The 19307-nt window shown below is 60.1% G+C and carries 13 protein-coding genes; 3 read left to right on the top strand and 10 right to left on the bottom strand.

All coding sequences use genetic code 11. The features are described from left to right. The first annotated feature begins 103 nt into the window (after positions 1-103). Together B3C1_RS11385 and fabA are read left to right on the top strand one after the other, a co-directional pair. Positions 104-2104 carry an AAA family ATPase gene (locus B3C1_RS11385; protein WP_008484945.1) on the top strand — a complete coding sequence of 667 codons (2001 nt, stop codon included), beginning with the start codon at positions 104-106 and terminating at the stop codon, positions 2102-2104. A 78-nt stretch (positions 2105-2182) separates the two neighbouring features. Next, on the top strand, positions 2183-2701 hold the full coding sequence (gene fabA, locus B3C1_RS11390; protein ID WP_008484947.1) for a 3-hydroxyacyl-[acyl-carrier-protein] dehydratase FabA: 519 nt from the start codon (positions 2183-2185) through the stop codon (positions 2699-2701). A 46-nt stretch (positions 2702-2747) separates the two neighbouring features. Here the strand turns inward: fabA and rmf are convergent, their stop codons facing one another. The 6 genes from rmf to B3C1_RS11415 all read right to left on the bottom strand — a co-directional run bounded on the left by rmf (position 2748) and on the right by B3C1_RS11415 (position 9908). After that, the gene (gene rmf, locus B3C1_RS19810) at positions 2748-2927 is read right to left on the bottom strand and encodes a ribosome modulation factor (protein ID WP_008484948.1); all 180 of its coding nucleotides are present in this window, start codon (positions 2925-2927) and stop codon (positions 2748-2750) included. A gap of 191 nt (positions 2928-3118) precedes the next feature. Then, positions 3119-4765 (bottom strand): DUF3466 family protein, encoded by a 1647-nt coding sequence (locus B3C1_RS11395; protein WP_008484949.1) that lies wholly within the window; start codon positions 4763-4765, stop codon positions 3119-3121. Between the two features lie 24 nt (positions 4766-4789). Next, positions 4790-6682 (bottom strand): ATP-binding cassette ATPase Uup, encoded by a 1893-nt coding sequence (uup, locus tag B3C1_RS11400; protein WP_008484950.1) that lies wholly within the window; start codon positions 6680-6682, stop codon positions 4790-4792. Further along, complete coding sequence (locus tag B3C1_RS11405; protein ID WP_008484951.1) at positions 6670-6894, bottom strand: glutaredoxin family protein; 225 nt, start codon at positions 6892-6894, stop codon at positions 6670-6672. The genes uup and B3C1_RS11405 overlap by 13 nt, the downstream gene beginning before the upstream one ends. Beyond that, entirely contained in the window at positions 6891-9014 is a 2124-nt protein-coding gene (rlmKL, locus tag B3C1_RS11410) for a bifunctional 23S rRNA (guanine(2069)-N(7))-methyltransferase RlmK/23S rRNA (guanine(2445)-N(2))-methyltransferase RlmL (RefSeq protein WP_008484952.1), read from the bottom strand. The genes B3C1_RS11405 and rlmKL overlap by 4 nt, the downstream gene beginning before the upstream one ends. A gap of 54 nt (positions 9015-9068) precedes the next feature. After that, complete coding sequence (locus B3C1_RS11415) at positions 9069-9908, bottom strand: DMT family transporter (RefSeq protein WP_008484954.1); 840 nt, start codon at positions 9906-9908, stop codon at positions 9069-9071. Between the two features lie 90 nt (positions 9909-9998). On the opposite strand from B3C1_RS11415, the gene B3C1_RS11420 reads away from it, so the two are divergent. Continuing rightward, positions 9999-10868, top strand: coding sequence for a LysR family transcriptional regulator (locus B3C1_RS11420; RefSeq protein WP_008484955.1), 870 nt, complete (start codon positions 9999-10001; stop codon positions 10866-10868). Here B3C1_RS11420 and B3C1_RS11425 read toward each other — a convergent pair. The 4 genes from B3C1_RS11425 to B3C1_RS11440 form a co-directional block, all read right to left on the bottom strand. Continuing rightward, complete coding sequence (locus B3C1_RS11425) at positions 10865-12538, bottom strand: sulfatase family protein (RefSeq protein WP_008484956.1); 1674 nt, start codon at positions 12536-12538, stop codon at positions 10865-10867. The genes B3C1_RS11420 and B3C1_RS11425 overlap by 4 nt on opposite strands. Positions 12539-12655: 117 nt before the next feature. After that, on the bottom strand, positions 12656-13207 hold the full coding sequence (locus tag B3C1_RS11430) for a cell division protein ZapC domain-containing protein (RefSeq protein WP_008484957.1): 552 nt from the start codon (positions 13205-13207) through the stop codon (positions 12656-12658). A 90-nt stretch (positions 13208-13297) separates the two neighbouring features. Continuing rightward, complete coding sequence (gene pyrD, locus B3C1_RS11435; RefSeq protein WP_008484958.1) at positions 13298-14308, bottom strand: quinone-dependent dihydroorotate dehydrogenase; 1011 nt, start codon at positions 14306-14308, stop codon at positions 13298-13300. 56 nt (positions 14309-14364) lie between these two features. Continuing rightward, complete coding sequence (locus B3C1_RS11440; RefSeq protein ID WP_008484959.1) at positions 14365-19215, bottom strand: NAD-glutamate dehydrogenase; 4851 nt, start codon at positions 19213-19215, stop codon at positions 14365-14367. Between the last annotated feature and the right edge of the window lie 92 nt (positions 19216-19307).

Genomic DNA, 19307 nt, shown 5'->3' on the forward strand with positions numbered 1-19307 from the left:
CGTCAGCCAGATGACCTTTTGATGTCAGCACCAGGGGCCAACGACACCAGGGCCGGGCTGCCCATGTTATGATTTGCACACTTACCTTCAGTTGACCTTTTCGATGGATCAGACCACCAGTACCGCACCGGCTCCCCTGGCCGCCGACCGCCTCAGCCCCAGCTTGGCCCTGACCGAGCTTGAGTGCCGCTCGCGCTTTTTGCTCGGCCAGGACGCCGGCGTCACCGAGCTGGCCCAAGCCTCCAGTGACCAAAGCCCCCTTGGGCACATCTTTATGAGCGCCCCGCCCTACCTGGACACCATTGCCATGTTCAAGGCGGCGATCCGCCAGTTACCCGAGGGCTCCCGTTGGCACAAGCTGTGGGATTGGTGCTACGCCGAGAACCTGGACGATCCGCGCCGCCCGCTGTGCCTGCGCCTCAAGGCCGGCAGCGGCGACCGCTTTTGCAGCGACATCACGGCGCTGTTGCAGGCCAAACTGGAGGACAAGGACACCGACCAGGCCTTAAAGGACCTGGTGGCCTGCCAGCCCCAGGAAAAGCGCCTGGCAGGCTACCTGGCCACCTTGCTGGCCAGGGTGGCGGCCGGGGAAGACTTTGCCCACCCGGTACTCTTTAACCTGCTGGTTAACCACCAGGACCCGGCCCAGGTGCCTATAGTCCACAACCGGGACCTGTCCGATGTGGGGCTGTTTGGAGAGATCACCTTCGAGACCCAGGAAGGCACCGTCTCTGCCAACCAGCACCTGCTGCGCCCCGGTGACTTGCACAGCGCCAACGGTGGCTACCTGCTGCTAAGCGCGGCAGAGCTTCTGGAAAATCCCGAGCTGTGGACCCGCCTCAAAGAGTCGCTCTTTGCCCAGAGCATCCACTGGACCCAGTACCGGGGCCAGGTGCCCGGCAATCCGCTCTTTATGCCAGACCCCATGCCCCTGGATGTGAAACTGGTGCTCTTCGGTGACCGCCAGGACCACCTGGAGCTGCTGACCCAGGACCGGGACCTGTCCCAGCTCTTTCCCTACTTTGTGGAATGGAGCCCCTTCGTACCGGTGGCGCAGGCAAGCGACCTTGCTGGCCACCTGCTGCGCCAATGCCAAAAGGCCAGCCTCAAGGCGCCGACCACCGAAGCCCTGGCCTGCCTACTGCGCCACGGCTGCCGCTTGTCGGAAGATCAGGAACGCATCGCCCTGGCCCACCACAGGTTCAACGAGCTGCTGACCCGGGCCCATTTTTTTGCCAAGGGCAAAAATATAGAAGTGGCGGATATCCAACAGGCCATCTCGGCCCGGGAAAACGCCCAGGCCCTGGCCCGGCAGCTGAGCCGTGACTCCATGGCCCGTGGCCAGATCCTGATTGAAACCCAGGGCCGGCGCATCGGCCAGGTCAACGGCCTGACGGTTTTGGACATGGGCAGCGTCGAGTTCGGAGAACCGTCACGTATCACTGCTACAGTGCACTATGGCGACGGCGACATCATCGACATCGAACGCAAGGCGGAGCTGGCCGGCAACATCCACGCCAAGGGGGTAATGATCCTCACCGCCTTCCTGGCCAGCCGTTTTGCCCAAGAAGGACCCATGCACCTGTCTGCGTCCCTGGTGTTTGAGCAGTCCTACCATGAGGTGGACGGCGATTCAGCCAGCGCCGGCGAGCTGCTTTGCTTGCTGTCGGCCCTGGCCGAGCTGCCGGTGCGCCAAGGCATTGCCATTACCGGCGCCGTGGACCAGTTCGGTAATGTGCAGGCCATAGGTGGGGTGAACGCCAAGATTGAAGGCTTCTTCGAGGTCTGTAAGGCCAGGGGATTGGACGGTGAGCAAGGGGTGATACTGCCTCTGGCGAACCTTAGCCAACTTAATCTGTCCGACGAGGTGATCGCCGCCGTCGCCGATGGACGTTTCCATCTGTGGAGCGTCGAACACGTGGACCAGGCCGTGGCCCTGATGATGGACGCCACTGCCGGTGAGCCTGACCGCCATGGGAACTACCCGGACGATTCAGTGTACGGGCGTATTCATGCCAGGTTGGCCGCTTTGGTGGAGCTGGAAGAGCCCATAATGACCTTAAGCCGCCGTTTCTGGGGCTGGTTGGGTTTTGGCAAACACTGACTGTCACGCTGGTCTGCGTTGTTTGGCGTACAGTTGTTCGCTAACCTGTCGCCGTTCGCGATATGAAGGAAGACCAGAGTGCTGACAGATAAACACAGTTTCAGTCGAGAAGAGTTGCTGGCCTGCTCCCGTGGAGAGCTTTTCGGGCCAGGTAACAGCCAACTGCCTGCCCCCAACATGTTGATGATGGACCGTATTAGCCACATCCACCTGGAAGGGGGCGAGTTCGGTAAAGGGCAAATCGTTGCCGAACTGGATATCAACCCTGAGCTGTGGTTCTTCCAGTGCCACTTCCCCGGTGACCCCGTTATGCCGGGTTGCCTGGGCCTGGACGCCATGTGGCAGCTGGTGGGCTTTTTCCTCGGTTGGCAAGGGGGCCCCGGCAAGGGCCGCGCCCTGGGGGTAGGTGAAGTGAAATTTACCGGCCAGATCCTGCCCACCGCCAAGAAGGTAACCTACCGCATCAACATCAAGCGCCTGATCAACCGCACCCTGGTGATGGGCATTGCCGACGGTCAGGTGGAAGTGGATGGCCGGGTGATCTATACCGCCCAGGATCTGAAGGTTGGCCTGTTCAAGGACACCTCCAGCTTCTAAGCCTGGCCCCAAAATAGAGAAAGCCCTGCGATGCAGGGCTTTTTCGTTACTTGAGGGACACGCCGTTAATGACTCTGTCTTCTACCGCCGTTCGCCAACCGGAGAACCAGTAGCTGCGGGCATCGAGGTTTTGATAAGGGCACGATTCTCTGGGTTTCCCGCCAATCCCGGCTTGATAACCACGAGATTGTGCCCTTTCCAGACGGTCACGTTTTTGTCTTCTCATTACAGACATCCTTCTTCGACATGATGGCTGAGAACGGGGCAAGCCATGGCCCCGTTACTTCAACCTTTAGGTGAGGACATCTGGGTGATCAAACCGGATCGACAAATATAGCAGTTGACAAAATCCAAGCAGTTGACTTCTTTTTGAATTTTCTTTGACAAAAAAAGCCGCACTGCAGTGCGGCTTTCTTGTCAGCGGCGTCGGCGCCAGCCAAGCAGGCCAAGCAAGCCCAAGCTCAGCAGGCCCATGCTGCCGCTGCCCTTACGCTGATAGGGCTCGTCTTGATCGGTCACGCAGCTGGCCGGCTCCTCGTCGGTAGGCACCAGTTTTACGGCCCGCAGCACGTACTGGGTGGCTCCGTCGTCGTCCAACACCAGGTTGCCGCTGGTGTCACGCAGGGTGGTCACCGCAGTAGCCACGATTTCACCGTTATCGTTAATATCCCTGGCGTACTCCAGGGTCCAGTCTTCACGGGCGGCGCAGGTGTCGCCGTCATAGCGCTGGGTCAGCAGTGAACCGTCGAACTGCAGCAGATCGTTAAGATCCTTGAAGCTGTCGTTGTTCAAGTCATAGACAAAGGCATGCTGGCGGCGGCTGGACGAGGGCGGTACCCGCTCCCAGTCGGCAGCCCCCACCACCAGGCCGCTGTTATTGACGGCATAGGCAATGGAGTTGGCGCTGTCGTAGAAGGAGGCGGGATAAGTGATGGTGTCGTCGTTGGTGTTATAAACAAAAAACTTGGATGTAGAATAGGTGCTTGGGAAAACAGCACGGCCAACGGCAATACCGTCATCGTTGATATCATTAGCGATAGAGCTGCTGATGGTATCGTTCGTCACCGTCAGTGCTTTGAGTGCTTTGCCTTCATTCACATCGAATAAGGTTGCGACGTTACGCAGATATCTGCCGTCCCTAACCACGGATTGCCCTACAGCCAAGCCATGGATGTTGACCGCCTGGGCGCTGGAGGCAAAGTTAGCCGGATCGTCATCGTCTTCAGGTTCAGCCAGCAGGCCTATGGCCTTGGGCGTAGAAGGAACGCCGTCGACCAAAGTCCAGGCCGTCGCTTCTGACTGATAGCTCAAACTTCTCAGGCAAGTACGGATAGGTATGATGGAGTCTTCGTCTTGACAGTTCTCATAGATTGACTCCCCGCCAGTACCTAAGCCAATAGAGCTCTGACCAACTACCCACTGACCAGCCCCACCGTTGGCCAGGGAGACCCCGCCAAAGTGCTCATCAGCATTGAGAACTTCCTGATCACCTCGGCTGGTGGTAGGAATGGTGTAGATAGGCATCAAGGCATGGGACTGGGTTAGGTCCGTGACATAGCCTCGGGTAGTGAAATCTCTGACGTAGTGGGTTTCTTCTTCATCACTGCTGTTGGTGAAGGTCACGGTAGACCAGGGGCCGCTGGAGTACCCGAAATAAAGACCCTCGCTCTCGCCGTTGACGGCTGTATCGACAGTAAGATCTTCATCTTCTGCCCCCAAACCCGGTAGCAGCGTCAACGTTGGCTCGCCAATATAGGCCACATTGGTAGAAAGGCTACGGTAACGACCTGTGGTTTCGTCAACGATATCGTTATACAGGGCGCCGACTGTCTCGTCATCGTAGCGGCCCAGCTCGTCGTGATAGACCACCTCTTCGTCAACCGTCTTGGCAGAAAGGCGGGTGGTAATACCACCGCCGATAGTGCCGTCTGTCGCTATGGTGGTACCCGTGGTCTGGTAAGCCCCCACCGGCTGGTCGATCACTTCCAGGCGATAGCTGGTGGCGGCATGGGCCTGGGTCGTTGCCAGGGCCACGAGGGAGAGGGAGAAAAGGCGTTTAGTCATGAATTCGGTTTTCCTGCACACTGCTTATTGTTGGGCGTCCAATGCTTCCCACCGGGCAAAGGCCGTTTCCAGGGCCTGCTCCAGTTCGGCCAACTTGTCCAGTACTGGCTGGGTTTCGCTGACGGGGCGTGTAAAAAAGTCCGCCTGGTTAATGTGGTTCTGCACTTCGACCATCTGATTTTCCAGTTGTTCAATCAGGCCGGGCAGCGTTTCCAGTTCCCTTTTGTCCTTGTAGGACATCTTGGCGGTGCTGCGGGGCTTGTCGGTGTTCTTCTTGCTTTCATCCTTGGGGGTGGCCGCTTGCGGCGGTGCTACTGCCTGGCGGGCGCGGGCGGCCAGGGCATCATGATAGCCCCCGGCATGTTGTTCTACCTGCCCTGCCCCGTTGAACCACAGCACGCTGGTGACGCTTTGGTCGATAAAGGCCCGGTCGTGGCTGACCAGCAACAGGGTACCCTGGTATTCGGCCAGCATTTCCTCAAGCAATTCAAGGGTCTCAATATCCAGATCGTTGGTTGGTTCGTCAAGGATCAGGAGGTTGGACGGCTTGGCAAAGAGCTTGGCCAACAGCAGCCGGTTGCGCTCGCCGCCGGACAAGGCCTTGACCGGCACCCTGGCCCGAGCCGGGGTAAAGAGGAAGTCCTGCAGGTAACCCAGCACATGGCGGCTCTTGCTGCCAAGGTGCACTTCCTGCTTGCCTTCAGCCACCTGCTCGGCGGCGGAAAGCTCGGGGTTGAGCACGGCGCGGTGCTGGTCAAAATAGGCCACTTCCAGGTTGGTACCCTGGCGCACCTGGCCGCTGTCGGGGGCAAGAGAGCCCATCAGCAGTTTGATAAGGGTGGTCTTACCGCAGCCGTTGGGACCCACCAGGGCCAGGCGGTCGCCCCTTTGCACCACCAGGTCCAGGTGCTGGACTAAGGGTTTGTTTTGGTAGCTGTAACTAAGGTCTTGGACGTCGAAGACCAGCTTGCCGGAACGGTCGGCTTCTTCTACCTGGCCACGGGCCTTGCCGATAACGTTACGGCGCTCGGCATGGGTTTGGCGCAGGGCTTTAAGGGCCCTTACCCGCCCTTCGTTACGGGTGCGGCGGGCCTTGATGCCCTGGCGGATCCAGGTTTCTTCCTGGGCCAGCTTCTTGTCAAAAAGGGCGTTTTGTTCCGCTTCCACCCGCAGATCTTCGGCTTTGGCGTACAGGTAGGCGTCGTAGCTCAGGTCATAGCGGGTCAGCTGGCCACGGTCGAGGTCGAGGATGCCGGTGGCCACCTGGCGGATAAACTGACGGTCGTGGCTGATAAAGAGGATGGCGCCGCTGTAGTTGCGGCAAAACTGCTCAAGCCACTGGATGGAGTCGATATCCAGGTGGTTGGTGGGTTCGTCCAGCAGCAACACCTTGGGGTCGCCGGCCAGGGCCTGGGCCAGGGCCACCCGGCGCAGCCAACCGCCGGACAGGGCGTTGAGCTTCTCTTCGCCGGTCAGCCCGGCCAGTTGCAGGGCCCGTTGAATTTGCGTGTCCAGCTGCCAGCCGTTGCAGGCGTCCAGTTGGCTTTGCAGATCGGCCAGGCGCTTGAGCAGCTTATCGTCGCTGTCATGGGCCAGGGCGGCGGACAGTTCATGGTAGTCCAGCACCAGCTGCCCCACTTCCGCCCTGCCCTGGGCAACAAAGGCGTAGCTGGTCATGTCGTCCCGGGGCGGCGGGTCCTGGGACAGCCTGGCCACACCACCGTCTTGGTGGAACTGCAAGGTGCCGTCATCCAGGTTCATGTCGCCGCTGATGATCTTCATCAGGGTGGACTTGCCGGTGCCGTTACGGCCCACCAGGCAAAGGCGCTCCCCTTCTTGCAGGCTAAAGCCGGTGTTGGCCAGCAGCGGCGCGTCGGAGAAGGACAGGTAGGCGTTGGTAAGGGTCAGGACTGCCATAGGAATGCGTTCAATAGTTCCATGTCGAAGGGCCAGCCCAATTCCTGGCCCTGATGATTCATCAATACGGGGATCCGCTCCCCGTAGCGTGCCACCAACTGCGGGTCGGTGACGATATCCACCAGCGCCGCCTGCACCTGGCAGGCGGCGAGCAAGGCCTGGGCCTCTTCACAGAGGTGACAGCCTTGGGTATGGAAGAGTGTCAGGCTCAAGGCGCAAACACCAGCTTAAAGCACACGTGGATGTGCGGGTTACGCTTGTAGTCTTCAGGCAGGGTGGACTTGGAGATGTCTTCCACGCTAAAGCCCATGGCCTGGACGGCGTCGTTGTCCATCTTGAAGTGGCGCTTGTTGTTGGAAAAGATCACCACGGCGCCAGGCACCAGCACATGGCTGATGTGCTCAAGCAGCTCCACATGGTCGCGCTGCACGTCAAAGCTTGCCTCCATACGCTTGGAGTTGGAGAAGGTGGGCGGGTCCACAAACACCAGGTCGAATTTTTGCTGGCAACGGTTGAGCCAGTCCAGCACATTGGCCTGCACCAGTTCGTGTTGACGGCCGGTAAAGCCGTTGCCGCGCAGGTTCTGCTCGGCCCAGTCCAGGTAGGTGCGGGACATGTCCACCGAGGTGGTGGTCATGGCGCCGCCCTTGGCGGCATGCAAGGTGGCGGTGCCAGTGTAGCAAAACAGGTTCAAAAAGCGTTTGCCCTGGGCCATCTCCCCTACCCGCTTGCGGGTCAGGCGGTGGTCAAGGAAAAGGCCGGTGTCCAGGTAGTCAAAGAGGTTGACCTGGCAACGCACCCCGTATTCTTCCACCCAGAAGTGCTGGCGGCGGCTTTCCAGCTTCTCGTACTGGTTGCTGCCACTTTGCCGGGCCCGGGTCTTGACCGCGATTTTGTCGGCCTTGACCCCGGTGATGGCCACGGTGGCCACGATCAGGTCCTGCAGGCGCCTGGCGGCCTTTTCCGGCTCGATGCTCTTGGGCGGCGCGTATTCCTGGATAACGATGCGGTCGCCATAACGGTCGACGGCGGCGTTGTAGTCCGGCAGATCGGCATCATAGAGGCGATAGGCGTCGATGCCCTCGCGCTTGGCCCATTTTTCCAGGGCCTTGATGTTTTTCTTGAGGCGGTTGGCGTAGGCCTCCACCGGGCCGGTCAGCACCGCCTGGTCGACATTGGCCACCTCGGCCTTGGCCTCACCCTGGCGCTCATCCAGCTCGTAGCTGGCCAGCACCGCTTCAATGGCGCCGTTGTTGAGCTGCCACTGGTTGGATTTGAGGAGCTTGAGCTGGCGCAGGCTTTCGCTGCTACCGGTGTAAACCCCAAGCTTCCAACCCATGAAGTTACGGGCTTTTACACCCAATTCACGGTAAAGGTACAGTACCTCGGCCATGTCCCCCAGGCGTTCGCCGTAGGGAGGGTTACAGAGGATAAGGCCGCGCTCGCCGGGCTTGTCCCCCAGCTCTTTGAGGGGCTGGGTTTCAAAGGTCAGGGCCCGGCCAACACCGGCGGTCTTGGCGTTGTTGCGGGCCTTTTCGATAACCCGCTTGTCGCTGTCGTAACCGAAGAACTTGGCGTCGATGGGCTGGGCAGCGTCGATGGCCGCTTTGACTTCGGCGTTCCACAGGGCCGGGTCATGCTGGTTCCAGTGCACAAAGGCAAAGTCGCGCTTCAGGCCGGGGGCCCTCTTGCCGCGAATAAGGGCCGCTTCAATCACCAGGGTACCGGAACCGCACATGGGGTCTACCAGGTAGTCGAGGCTGGGGTCTTTGTGCCAGCCCATCTTATAGAGAATGGCGGCGGCCAGGGATTCTTTGAGGGGAGCTTCACCGGCTTGGGTACGGTAGCCGCGCTGGTGCAGGGGCCGGCCGACCAGGTCCAGGTAAATGGCCAGGCCTTTTTTGCCCAGGTGGGCATGGACGCGGATGTCGGGGGCCTTGAGGTCCACTTCCGGGCGCTTGCCCCGCTCTTCGCGGAACACGTCCACCACGGCATCCTTGATCTTCATGGCGCCAAACTGGGTGTGGCGCACTTCGCTGTTGGAGCCGGTGAAGTCCACGGCAAAGCGGCAGCCCACGTCAAACAGGGACGGCCACAAAACCTTGGCGGCCAGGTTGTAGACATCGTCGGCGTCCTTGGCTTCCCCCTCAATCAAGGGCCAGAGCACGCGGCTGGCCAGGCGCGACCACAGGCAGATGCGATAGGCATTTTGCAGGGTCGCATCGGCGCGCACACCGCCATGGCCGGGCTTGGCAGCGATGTCCAGGCTGGCCAGTTCGTCCACCAGCAGGTTTTCCATCGCCGGTGCGCAGGTAATAAAGAGTTGAGACATGGGAAGATCCTGACCAAGTTAGCCCGCGATTATAGCGCCTTGGCCCCCCAGACCTCAAAGGCTGCGGTGATGGCGTAGCTGACTCCACAGCATGGGCAGCACAATCAGGGTCGCTCCTGCCAACATCCAGGCGTTGGGTATCTCGGCAAACCACCAGTATCCCAGCAGCAGGCTGTAGAGCAGGCCAGTGTATTCGGCCCCGGCCACCAGGGCCACGGGGGCCCGGCGGTAGGCCACCACCACTGTCCACTGATAGACCAACAACGTCAGGTTGGCCAACAGGGCCAAGGAAAGCAGCTCAAGGTTGGGGCCCTTGCCTTCCCACCAGGCGCCCAGGGCTAAAAACGGTAAGGGCAGCAGGGTCTGCCACCAGAGCGTGTCTTTGCTGGTGGTATCGGCAGGCAGTTTTTTCAGCAGCAGGCTGCCAAGGGCAAAGGCGGTGCCGCTGGCAAAGCCCAGCCAAGCGTCGGCATGTAGGCTACCGGGCCTGACGATAAGGCAAACCCCGGCCAGGCCCAGGAAGGTGGCTATCCACAGGGGCCTTGATGGGCGCTCGCCAAAAAACAGTGCTGCCAGTATCACCATCTGTACCGGCGCCGACAAGAAAAGTGCCATAAAGGTGCCCAGTGGCAGGCTTTGCAAGGCCTGAATAACGGCCAGAGCCCCAAGCAGCGCAACCACGCCCCTGGCCAAGTGAACCTGCATCACCTTTTTGGCCGGTACCTTGACCAACCCTGTCCAAGGCAGCAGTAACCCCAGGGCCAGCAAGTGGCGCCAAAACAGGAATTGCAGCAGGCCCTGGTCACCGTCAATCAACTTGAGGACCAAATCATACAGGGCCGAAAACAGGTTTCCGGCCAACAGCAACAGCCAGGCCGCCAGTACAGGGTTCATCCACACCTCCAATAACGAGGCGCTACTGTACCCAAGGCAATAGTTGTTTAATATTGAGGTTTAAGGACATTAGGTGAGAAAACCTCAACAATGAACGGTATGCCGCTACGGGCCCTTGAGATCTTCATGGCGGTGGTGCGTCTTGGCCATTTCCAACAGGCGGCCGAGGCCCTGAGCCTGACCCCCAGTGCCGTCAGCCATCAGCTCAAGCTGCTCGAGCAGTGGGCCGGGCGGCCACTTTTCCTGCGCCAAGGGCGGCGCAGGGTCCTGACCGAAGACGGAGAACGTCTGCACCAGCAGGTGCAGGGCCCCCTCAAGGAACTGGCCTGGATTGCCAGCCAGTATCAGCCGGTGCAGCGCCAGCAATGGCGTCTGGCGGTGCCCTCGGCCTTTGCGACCAAGTGGCTTATTCCCCGCCTGCCCCAGTTTGAAAGCCAGTACCCGGCCATGATGATGAGCCTGAAGATGCTCGCTGAGGTGCCCCCTATCCGCGACGATGTGGCCGATCTCTTTATCACCTTCGGCCCCGTTCCCGGGCATTGCTACAGCCAGGATCTGCATAGGGAAAGGCTTTGGGCGGTTCAGGCCAGCCATCTTGCCGTCGAGGCTGAAGAACTGCCGTTGCTGGAGGTACTGGAACCCCAAGGGCCGTCGGACTGGGTCAGGTTCACAGAACAGACCGGGATCGACATCAGTGGCAGGGCCCGGCGCCACTACCATCATTTCCTGTTGGCCTATGAGGCGGCGCTGTGCGGCCAGGGCATAGCCCTGGTGCCCGACTTCATGGCTGCCGATGACCTTAAGCTCGGTCGCGTCAAGCGCCTGGATTGGCCTGCTATCCAGACGCCCTTGGTGTTCCGTTTCCTGTGTGACCAGCGTTGGCTCAAGGATCCCCTGGTCAGGGCCCTGGCCAACTGGCTGGCCAAAGAAGCGCAAAAGCCCCTGTCGGTGTTGGGTTAGGCCAACAACGCATCCCATTGCTGGTTCAGGTTTTGCGGCAGGCGCCTCTTGCTGGCCCGTTGCTCCGCCAATAGCCGCCGCAAGTGGTCAAAGGTGTCCTCTGGCAGCTTGTGGCGATGCACCTCGGCCATCAGATTGACCTCTTCAAGGGGGTCGGCGTCCAGGTTGTAGCATTCGAACTGGTCCGGCACGCCGCTTGGCACCTTGAGGCCGTCGGCATTGCCCGGGCCCTGGCTGAAGCGGGGATTGTCGAAGTAACGGGAAAACTTCCAACGCCCCCCAGCCACCTCATTGGTGACGATGGTTTCCAGATGCTTGGGCTGGGTCACCGGCTTATAGGGCTTGTCACTGTGGGCACCGCGCATGTCGGCACCGGTTTCCACCGTGTCGTCGGACATGAAATAGAGGGTGCGAGGCTGGCCATCGTCCCCGTCTCTGAACCAGGGTGACAAGTCCTGGCCGACCAGGGGCGCCGCTTCGGTGTAGCGTGCCTTGAAGCTTTCGGCCAGGGCCTGCTGCTCCTTCTCCCCGGTTCCTGCCAAGCCCAGCAGGGTAGGCAGCAAGTCCAGGTGGCTGGTCAGCCCCTGATGCTCGCCGGGTTTTAGCCGAGCCGGGTAAGAGAGGTAGAAAGGTACATGGAGGGTTTCTTCGTAGGCGTTGTACCACTTCTGGTGCAGGCCGCCATGGGCCCCCAGCATTTCCCCGTGGTCCGAGGTAAAGACCACTATGGTGTCCTCGAAAAAGCTGCACTGCTGCAACTTCTGGTAGACCTTCTCGATATGGCGATCCACTTCGGCAATGAGCCAATAGTAGAACTGGCGATAGCGGGCGATGTCCGGCTGGGGCAGGTAGAACAGCGGATACTGGCTGGCGTAGTCGGCCTGGCAGCTGGGTTTGGTTTTGAGATCTTCCCCGGCAGTGGGAGCGGGATCCACCTTGGGCAGGGCGCCTTCTCCGGCATGGTGGCGAAAATCGTCAAACCAGTTGACGTCGAAAAAGACGATGTCGTGGGGATTGACGAAGCTGGACACCAGTACAAAGGGCTGGTCGTCCCCTGCCCTGGCCTTGGCGTCCAACTCGTCGAGGGTGCGGCAAACCTGTTCGGCAAAGCCCGGGTCGCGGTTGGTACCGTCGTTGGCCTGCAGGGCGCCGTGAGGCTCGGGGCCTATCCAGCCATCCCAGCCGTAAGGTTGGAGCCGGTTGGCGGCCTGGTAATTGCGCATCTTGTCGGGGATAGGTACGCCATGGTCATTGGTGGTCAAAAGGGCGGTGCGGGTACCGGGCACCAGCAAGTCCTCGTCCGACAGATGCCATTTACCCCGGTAATAGGTCTGGTAGCCCAGGGCCTGGAACCAGTGGCCCATGGTGGGCAACGTATCGGCATCCAGCCAGAACATGGCCGGGTCAAAGGAAGACTTGCCCATGCCCGGCGTCTGGCTAACTCCGTGCAGGGACGGATACTGGCCGGTGAAGAGCGTGGCCCTGGCCGGCGAGCAGGCGGTGGCGCCGGTGTAATGGCTGTGGCAGCGGATGCTGTTGCGGGCTATGGCTTCACGGCCAGGGCACTGCTTGAGGCGCCAGGCTTTGGCCTCGGCATTTTCATAAGGGGGTGGGAAACGTTCTTCGTCGGTCATGATGACCAGGATATTGGGGCATTTGGATTGGGTCACGGCTAAGTCCTCCTGACAGGCTGTCCATCAAGGCCGGGTGGCCTGGGTCTGGCAGGGGGAAAGGCGGCCTCCCTGCCACTGCTTAGCCTAGCAGTGGCAAGCGGGGCCTGCCGGGGGTCAGCTGACCCGGCGCAGCGGATCCAGTTGTTGCTGCCACTGAGAGGGCCAGAGGCGATTGTTCATCACCTTGACCACCTGGAAGCATTCCAGGGTCTGGCTGTCCGACAGGCCAAGGGGGCCGTCCAGCAGCATGCACAGGGTAGAATTGGACTCGAAGCACTCGATGGCCAGGCACTGGCCACGGCCAAAGGCGGTTTGCAAGGACACCAGCGCCGGCACGCAACCAAGGCGGTGCTCCTGGGGGTTCTCGGCAAAAAACCAGCTCTTGGGCATGGAAGGCTTGGCAAAGCGGCGAATGGCGCAGGCGTTGAGGGCAATTTGCACCCGCTGCGGATCGGACCACAGCTCCACTTGCTCCAGGGCCGCTATTACCGATTCGTAATAGTTGGCATCGTCCAGGTCAAAAGAGCCACCCAGACGCGCATCGGGAATAAGCCATTTGGAGCCGTAAGGCGTCATAAACAGCAGGTCGCCGCCCAGCCCAATGGCCAGTCGGTCCTCTTGCTGTTCATAATGCCAGGCCCAAAAGGGGGCCGGTTCCAGAATCATGCTACATCTCCCTGAGGTGATGCTAAAAAGTATACAGCATGATCCTGAAATTTAAAGGTTTTTTCTTGACCAGTTGGGATCGTTCAAGGATCAAGCGATCCCGTTCACGATCCTTTTGATCAAGGCCGGCCCCTGGTAGATAAAGCCGGTGTAGATCTGCAGCAGATCGGCACCTGCAGCCAGCTTTTCCTGGGCAGATCCCTGAGAATCGATGCCACCCACCCCGATGATCGGCAGTTCGCCTGCCAGCATGGATTTAAGGTGCTGGACTGTCGCAGTGCTCTTTTGGCGCACCGGCTTGCCGGATAAACCGCCAGCTTCATCGCCATGTTCCAGCTGCTCTACCCCTTCACGGGACAAGGTGGTGTTGGTAGCAATAACCCCATCCATACGGTGGCGGCGCAGGCAATCGGCCACAGATTGCAGCTCTTCAAGGTTCATGTCCGGGGCGATCTTCACCACCACCGGCACATAGCGACCGTGCTGGTCGGCCAGGAGCTGTTGGCGGGCCTTGACCGAGGACAACAGCTCGTCGAAGGCTTCGCCGTACTGCATGCTGCGAAGGCCGGGGGTGTTGGGGGACGAGATGTTTACCGTCACGTAGGAAGCGTGGCCATAGACCTTGTCCAGGCAGATCAGGTAGTCCTCGGTGCCCTGCTCTACCGGCGTGTCTTTGTTCTTGCCGATGTTGATGCCAAGGATGCCCTTGTAGTTTGACGCCTTGACGTTGTTGACCAGGTTGTCGACACCCAGGTTGTTAAACCCCATACGGTTGATAATGGCCTCGGCGCCGGGCAGGCGGAACAGCCTTGGCTTGGGGTTGCCGGCCTGCGGGCGCGGCGTCACCGTGCCCACTTCGATAAAGCCAAAGCCCATAGCGGCAAAGGCATCGATACAGGCGCCGTTCTTGTCCAGGCCTGCCGCCAGGCCCAGGGGGTTTTTGAATGTCAGGCCCATGCATTGAACGGGTTTGTCGGCAATGGACTGGCTGATCAGGCCCTTGAGGGGGCTTTTACCCAACCAGGCCAGCTGGCCCAGGGTCAGATCGTGGGAACGCTCCGGGTCCATCCGAAACAATATGGGCTTGAGCAAGGAATACATGTCACCTCCAAAAAAAACCTCGGCGCCTGGCCGAGGTTTTTCATTATACCAACAACTTAGGCCACGATGGCGGGCTGACAGTGATGGATAAGGATACCCAGTTCACGCAGGGCCACTGAGAACTTGGCGAACTCGTGGGTCTGGCTGGAGCGGAACTCGGACAGCATCTGGTTCCAACGGGTCAGTACCGACTCGTAGCTTTCCAGCCAGCTGTCCACCACGTCGTCCACCGGGCAGCTGTCGTCGCCGCAACCCAGCAATACCGCACCGGTCAGCTGGCGTTGATGCCAATCCAGCTCTTCGCGGTAGGAGGCGCGGGCCAGGGCCTGCCAATGGTTGTTGACCGGCTGGCTGATGATCTGCTCGAGGAACCAGTGCAGACCAAGGCGGGCGCCCAGCTTGTAGTAGCTGTTGGCCACCAGGGCCACGCCTTTGCCTTGCTGCTGGGCCACTTCGGCGATGTCCATGACGCAGAACAGGCTGGACAGCTGCTCCACTTCCAGGGCCAGGGCCTTGGGCACACCGGCTTCCACCAGACGCTCGGCTTCGGCGCGGATGCCGTCGGCTTCCTCTTCCACCATGAAGTCCAGCAGCTTGCCTTTGATGGGCTCGATGGCGCCTTTGTAGAAGGCGATGCCTTCTTCGATGCTCATGGCCTTGTTACGGTGGCGCAGGAACCAGCGGGTGGCACGGCGCACGGTGCGGCGCAGCTCGAACAGCAGTTCGGACTGCACATCGGCGCTGATCAGGTTATCCAGGGCAGTGACTTCGCCCCAAAGGCGGCGCAGGTTGAAGATGGCGGCGGCCATGGCATAGCTGTGGGCGATGTCCACCACTGTGCCACCGGTCTCGTCCATCATGCGGTGTACGAAGTTCAGGCCCATATCGTTGGTGATACGGTTGGCCAACTGGGTAGCGATGATCTCGCCGCGCAGCGGGTGGCTTTCCATGGCATCGCTGAACTTGTCTTGCAGCGGCTGGGGGAAGTTGGCCTTGAGGAGACGGGAATGGTAGGGATCTTCGGTGATCTCTGCCACGTTGAACATCTCTTTAAGGACCATCTTGCCGTAAGCGGTCAGCACCGACAGCTCGGGACGGGTCAGGCCACGGCCCTGGGCGGCGCGCTCGGCCAGCTCGTCTTCGGACGGCAGGAACTCCAGGGCGCGGTCCAGCTTGCCGGCTTTTTCCAGCTCTTGGATAAAGCGGATCTGCTCTTTAAGGGCACTGCCGCCTTTGAGTTCGGTGATGGAGATGGAGTGGGTCTGCTCGTAGCAGTCTTCCAGCACGATGCGGGCCACTTCATCGGTCATCTCATAGAGCAGCTTGTCGCGCTGCTTGAGGGTCATGTCGCCGCTCTGGACCAGGCCGTTGAGCAGGATCTTGATGTTCACTTCGTTATCGGAGCAGTCAACACCGCCGACGTTGTCCACGAAGTCGGTATTGATGCGGCCACCGTTGAGGGCGTATTCGATACGGCCACGCTGGGTACAACCCAGGTTACCGCCCTCGCCCACCACCTTGGCGCGCAGTTCACCGCCGTTGATGCGCACCGCATCGTTGGCACGGTCGCCTACTTCGGCGTTGCTTTCACTGCTGGCCTTGACGTAGGTACCGATGCCGCCGTTCCACAGCAGATCCACTTCCATCTGCAGTATGGCTTTCATCAGCTCGCTGGGGGTCATGCTGACTTTCTTGGTGTCGAGCATGCGCTTCATCTGCGGGGTCAGCTTGATGGCCTTGAGGCTGCGGCTGAAGATGCCACCGCCCTCGGAGATGAGGTCTTTGTTGTAGTCTTCCCAGGTGCTGGTGGGCAGGTCAAAGAGGCGCTGGCGCTCTTCGAAGCTGGCTGCCGCATCCGGATCCGGGTCGATAAAGATGTGCATGTGGTTGAAGGCCGCCAGCAGACGGGTGTGCTTGGACAGCAGCATGCCGTTGCCGAACACGTCGCCAGCCATGTCACCCACGCCCGCCGCCGTGAAGTCGGTGGTCTGGCAGTCGATGCCCATTTCGCGGAAATGGCGCTTGACCGATTCCCAGGCGCCACGGGCGGTAATGCCCATCTTCTTGTGGTCGTAACCGACAGAACCGCCGGAGGCGAAGGCGTCGCCCAGCCAGTGGCCGTACTCTTCGGCAATGCCGTTGGCTATGTCGGAGAAGGTGGCGGTGCCCTTGTCGGCCGCCACTACCAGGTAGGGGTCGTCCTCGTCGTGGCGCACCACGTCAACCGGGGCAACGATGTCGCCGCCCTTGATGTTGTCGGTGATGTCGAGCAGGGCGCGGATAAAGGTGCGGTAGCACTCTTTACCTTCGTTGAGGAAGGCTTCGCGGCCACCGCTGGTGGGCAGCTTTTTACAGACGAAGCCACCTTTGGCACCCACCGGCACGATAACGGTGTTCTTCACCTGCTGGGCTTTGACCAGGCCCAGCACTTCGGTGCGGAAATCTTCGCGACGGTCGGACCAACGCAGGCCGCCACGGGCCACTTTGCCGCCACGCAGGTGCACACCCTCGACGCGGGGGCTGTAGACGAAGATCTCGAAGGCCGGCAGGGGCAGCGGCATGTCGGAGATCATGTCCGGCTTCATCTTGAAGGAGATGTAAGGCTTGTCGCCCCCTTCCTTGCTCTTTTGGAAGAAGTTGGTACGCAGGGTGGCGCAGATCAGCTCCACGTAGGAGCGGATGATGCGATCGTCGTCCAGGTTGGACACCTGCTCCAGCTCGTCGTTGATCTGCAGCACCAGCTTCTCGAGGGTCTTCTCGGCGGCCGGCTTCTTGGGATCGAAACGCTTGTTGAAGAGCTGTACCAGCATCTGGGCGATATGGGGATAGCGCACCAGGGTTTCTTCGATATAGGACTGGCTGAAAGAAGAGCCAATCTGACGCATGTACTTGGCAAAGGCGCGCAGAATAACCACTTCGCGGCCGTTCAGGCCGGCACCCAGTACCAGTTTGTTAAAGCCGTCGTCTTCGAAGTCGCCGCTCCACACCTTGGCAAAGGCGTCCTGGAAGCGGTGCTGGCTTTCTTCGAGGTTCAGCTCCTGGCTGCCGGTGTGCTCCATGTAGAAGTCCAGCACCCAGTACTGTTTGCCGTCGGAGGTATGCACCTCGCAGGGGCGCTCGCCCATGATGCGAAGGCCCATGTTTTCCAGCATCGGCATCACGTCGGACAGGTAAATGGGCTGGTCCTTATGGAACAGCTTCAGTTTGACCAGGCGCGGGTTGCGGAACTCCTGGGGGCGGTAGAACAACATGCCCAGCTGATGGTCGTCGTTCAGGGCTTCCAGTTGGGCAATGTCCACGGCGGAAGTGCTGGGCAGCACCTCTTCCTTATAGGAACGGGGGAAGGCCTGGACGTATTTGCGGGCCAGTTTCTTGCCGGTGGACTCGCCGTGGATGGACAGCAGTGCCGCTTCCAGCTTGTCTTCCCAGCTACGGGCGGCCTCGATGAGGTTGGCTTCGATTTCTTTCACATTGATATCTTTGTCGGCGTCTTTGACTCGCACTATGTAATGGGTGCGGGCCAGCACTGATTCGGAGAAATAGGTGGTGAACTCCACTTCGTCAGCAGAGCCCAGGGCCTGGGCCAGAATGCGCTGGGTGGCGATACGCAGCTGGGTGTTGTAACGCTCCTTGGTCACATACACCATGCAGGAGTAATAGCGACCGAAAACGTCCTTGCGCACAAAAAGGCGGGTCTTGTCGCGCTCTTGCATCTGCAAGACCCCAAGGCCCACTTGCTCCAGTTCATCTTCTTTGGCCTGGATAAGCTCGTCCCGGGGATAGGTTTCCAGGATATTGAGCAGGGCCTTGTACGCATGGCTGCCTTTGGCAAAGCCGGAGCTTTCCATGATCCGTTGCAGTTTCTTGCGGATCATCGGAATTTGCATGGCGGAATTGTTGTAGACGCTGGAGGCGTACAGGCCGATGAAACGGTCTTCACCCAATACATTGCCGTTTTCGTCGAAACGCTTAACGCCGATGTAGTCGATGTAGGCCGGCCTGTGCACCCGGGACTTGGAGTTGGTCTTGGTCAGCACCAAAAGGTGCGGGCTCAGGGCCTCTTCCCAGGCGCTCTCCCCCAGGGCCGACAGGCTGCGTTTGTGCACTTCCTTGGAAGCGCGCATCAGGCCCAGGCTGGAGTCGATATCAGGGCGCAGCTCATAGTCGCCCTTGACCGGCGCAATGGCGTAGTAGCGGTAGCCCATCAGGGTGAAGTTATGGTCGTTGACCCACTTCAAGAAGGCGTCCACTTCGGCGCGCTCTTCTTCTTGGACCGGCAGGGTGGTTTGCTCGATGCGGGCTATCACCTGGTCCAGGCGCTCCTGCATGGGCTGCCAGTCGGTGACCGCCAGGGTCACATCGGCCAGCACCACCCTCAGCTCTTCGGCCAGGGCGTCCATGACGGCCTGTTCGGTTTGGCTGTCCACCTCGATAAGGAAGGCGGTTTCGGCCCTGTCCCCTTTCTGCTGCTCGGACAGGCGGCGAAGGCCGGTGACCTGGTTGTGCTTGTCGCGGCTAAAGGCCAGGGGCACGTGCAGCATCAGGTGGGAGGTAATGCCATGACGGCTCAGTGCCATACGCACCGAGTCCACCAGGAAAGGCATGTCGTCGTGGATGATCTCGATGATGGTATGGCTTGACTGCCAACCATCACGGCTCACTTCCGGGTTAAAGACGCGAATATAGCTCTCGCCGGCCTTTTTCTTTTGTAAGGCGTTCCACAGGCTCAAGGCCGCGCCATAGAGATCCGCGTCGTTGCGACCCTGGAAATCGTCTATGGACATGGTGCCGTAGATTTTTTGGACAAAGGCGGTGATGAGCGGGGCGCGATCGGAAGGAACTTTGGTTTCTATTAATTTGCAGACGTTATCAAGCAGTACGGACGTGTGACCGTCGATCAGTGCCATGAGACTCTCTTCCCTTAGGTACTGCGTAGCGGATTACCGCTTACCCCGTTGTGGTGAGTGAAAAAAGTGCTGCTTTACGCAAGCGTCAATCT

Source organism: Gallaecimonas xiamenensis 3-C-1, assembly GCF_000299915.1.
Taxonomy (GTDB): Bacteria; Pseudomonadota; Gammaproteobacteria; order Enterobacterales; family Gallaecimonadaceae; genus Gallaecimonas; species Gallaecimonas xiamenensis.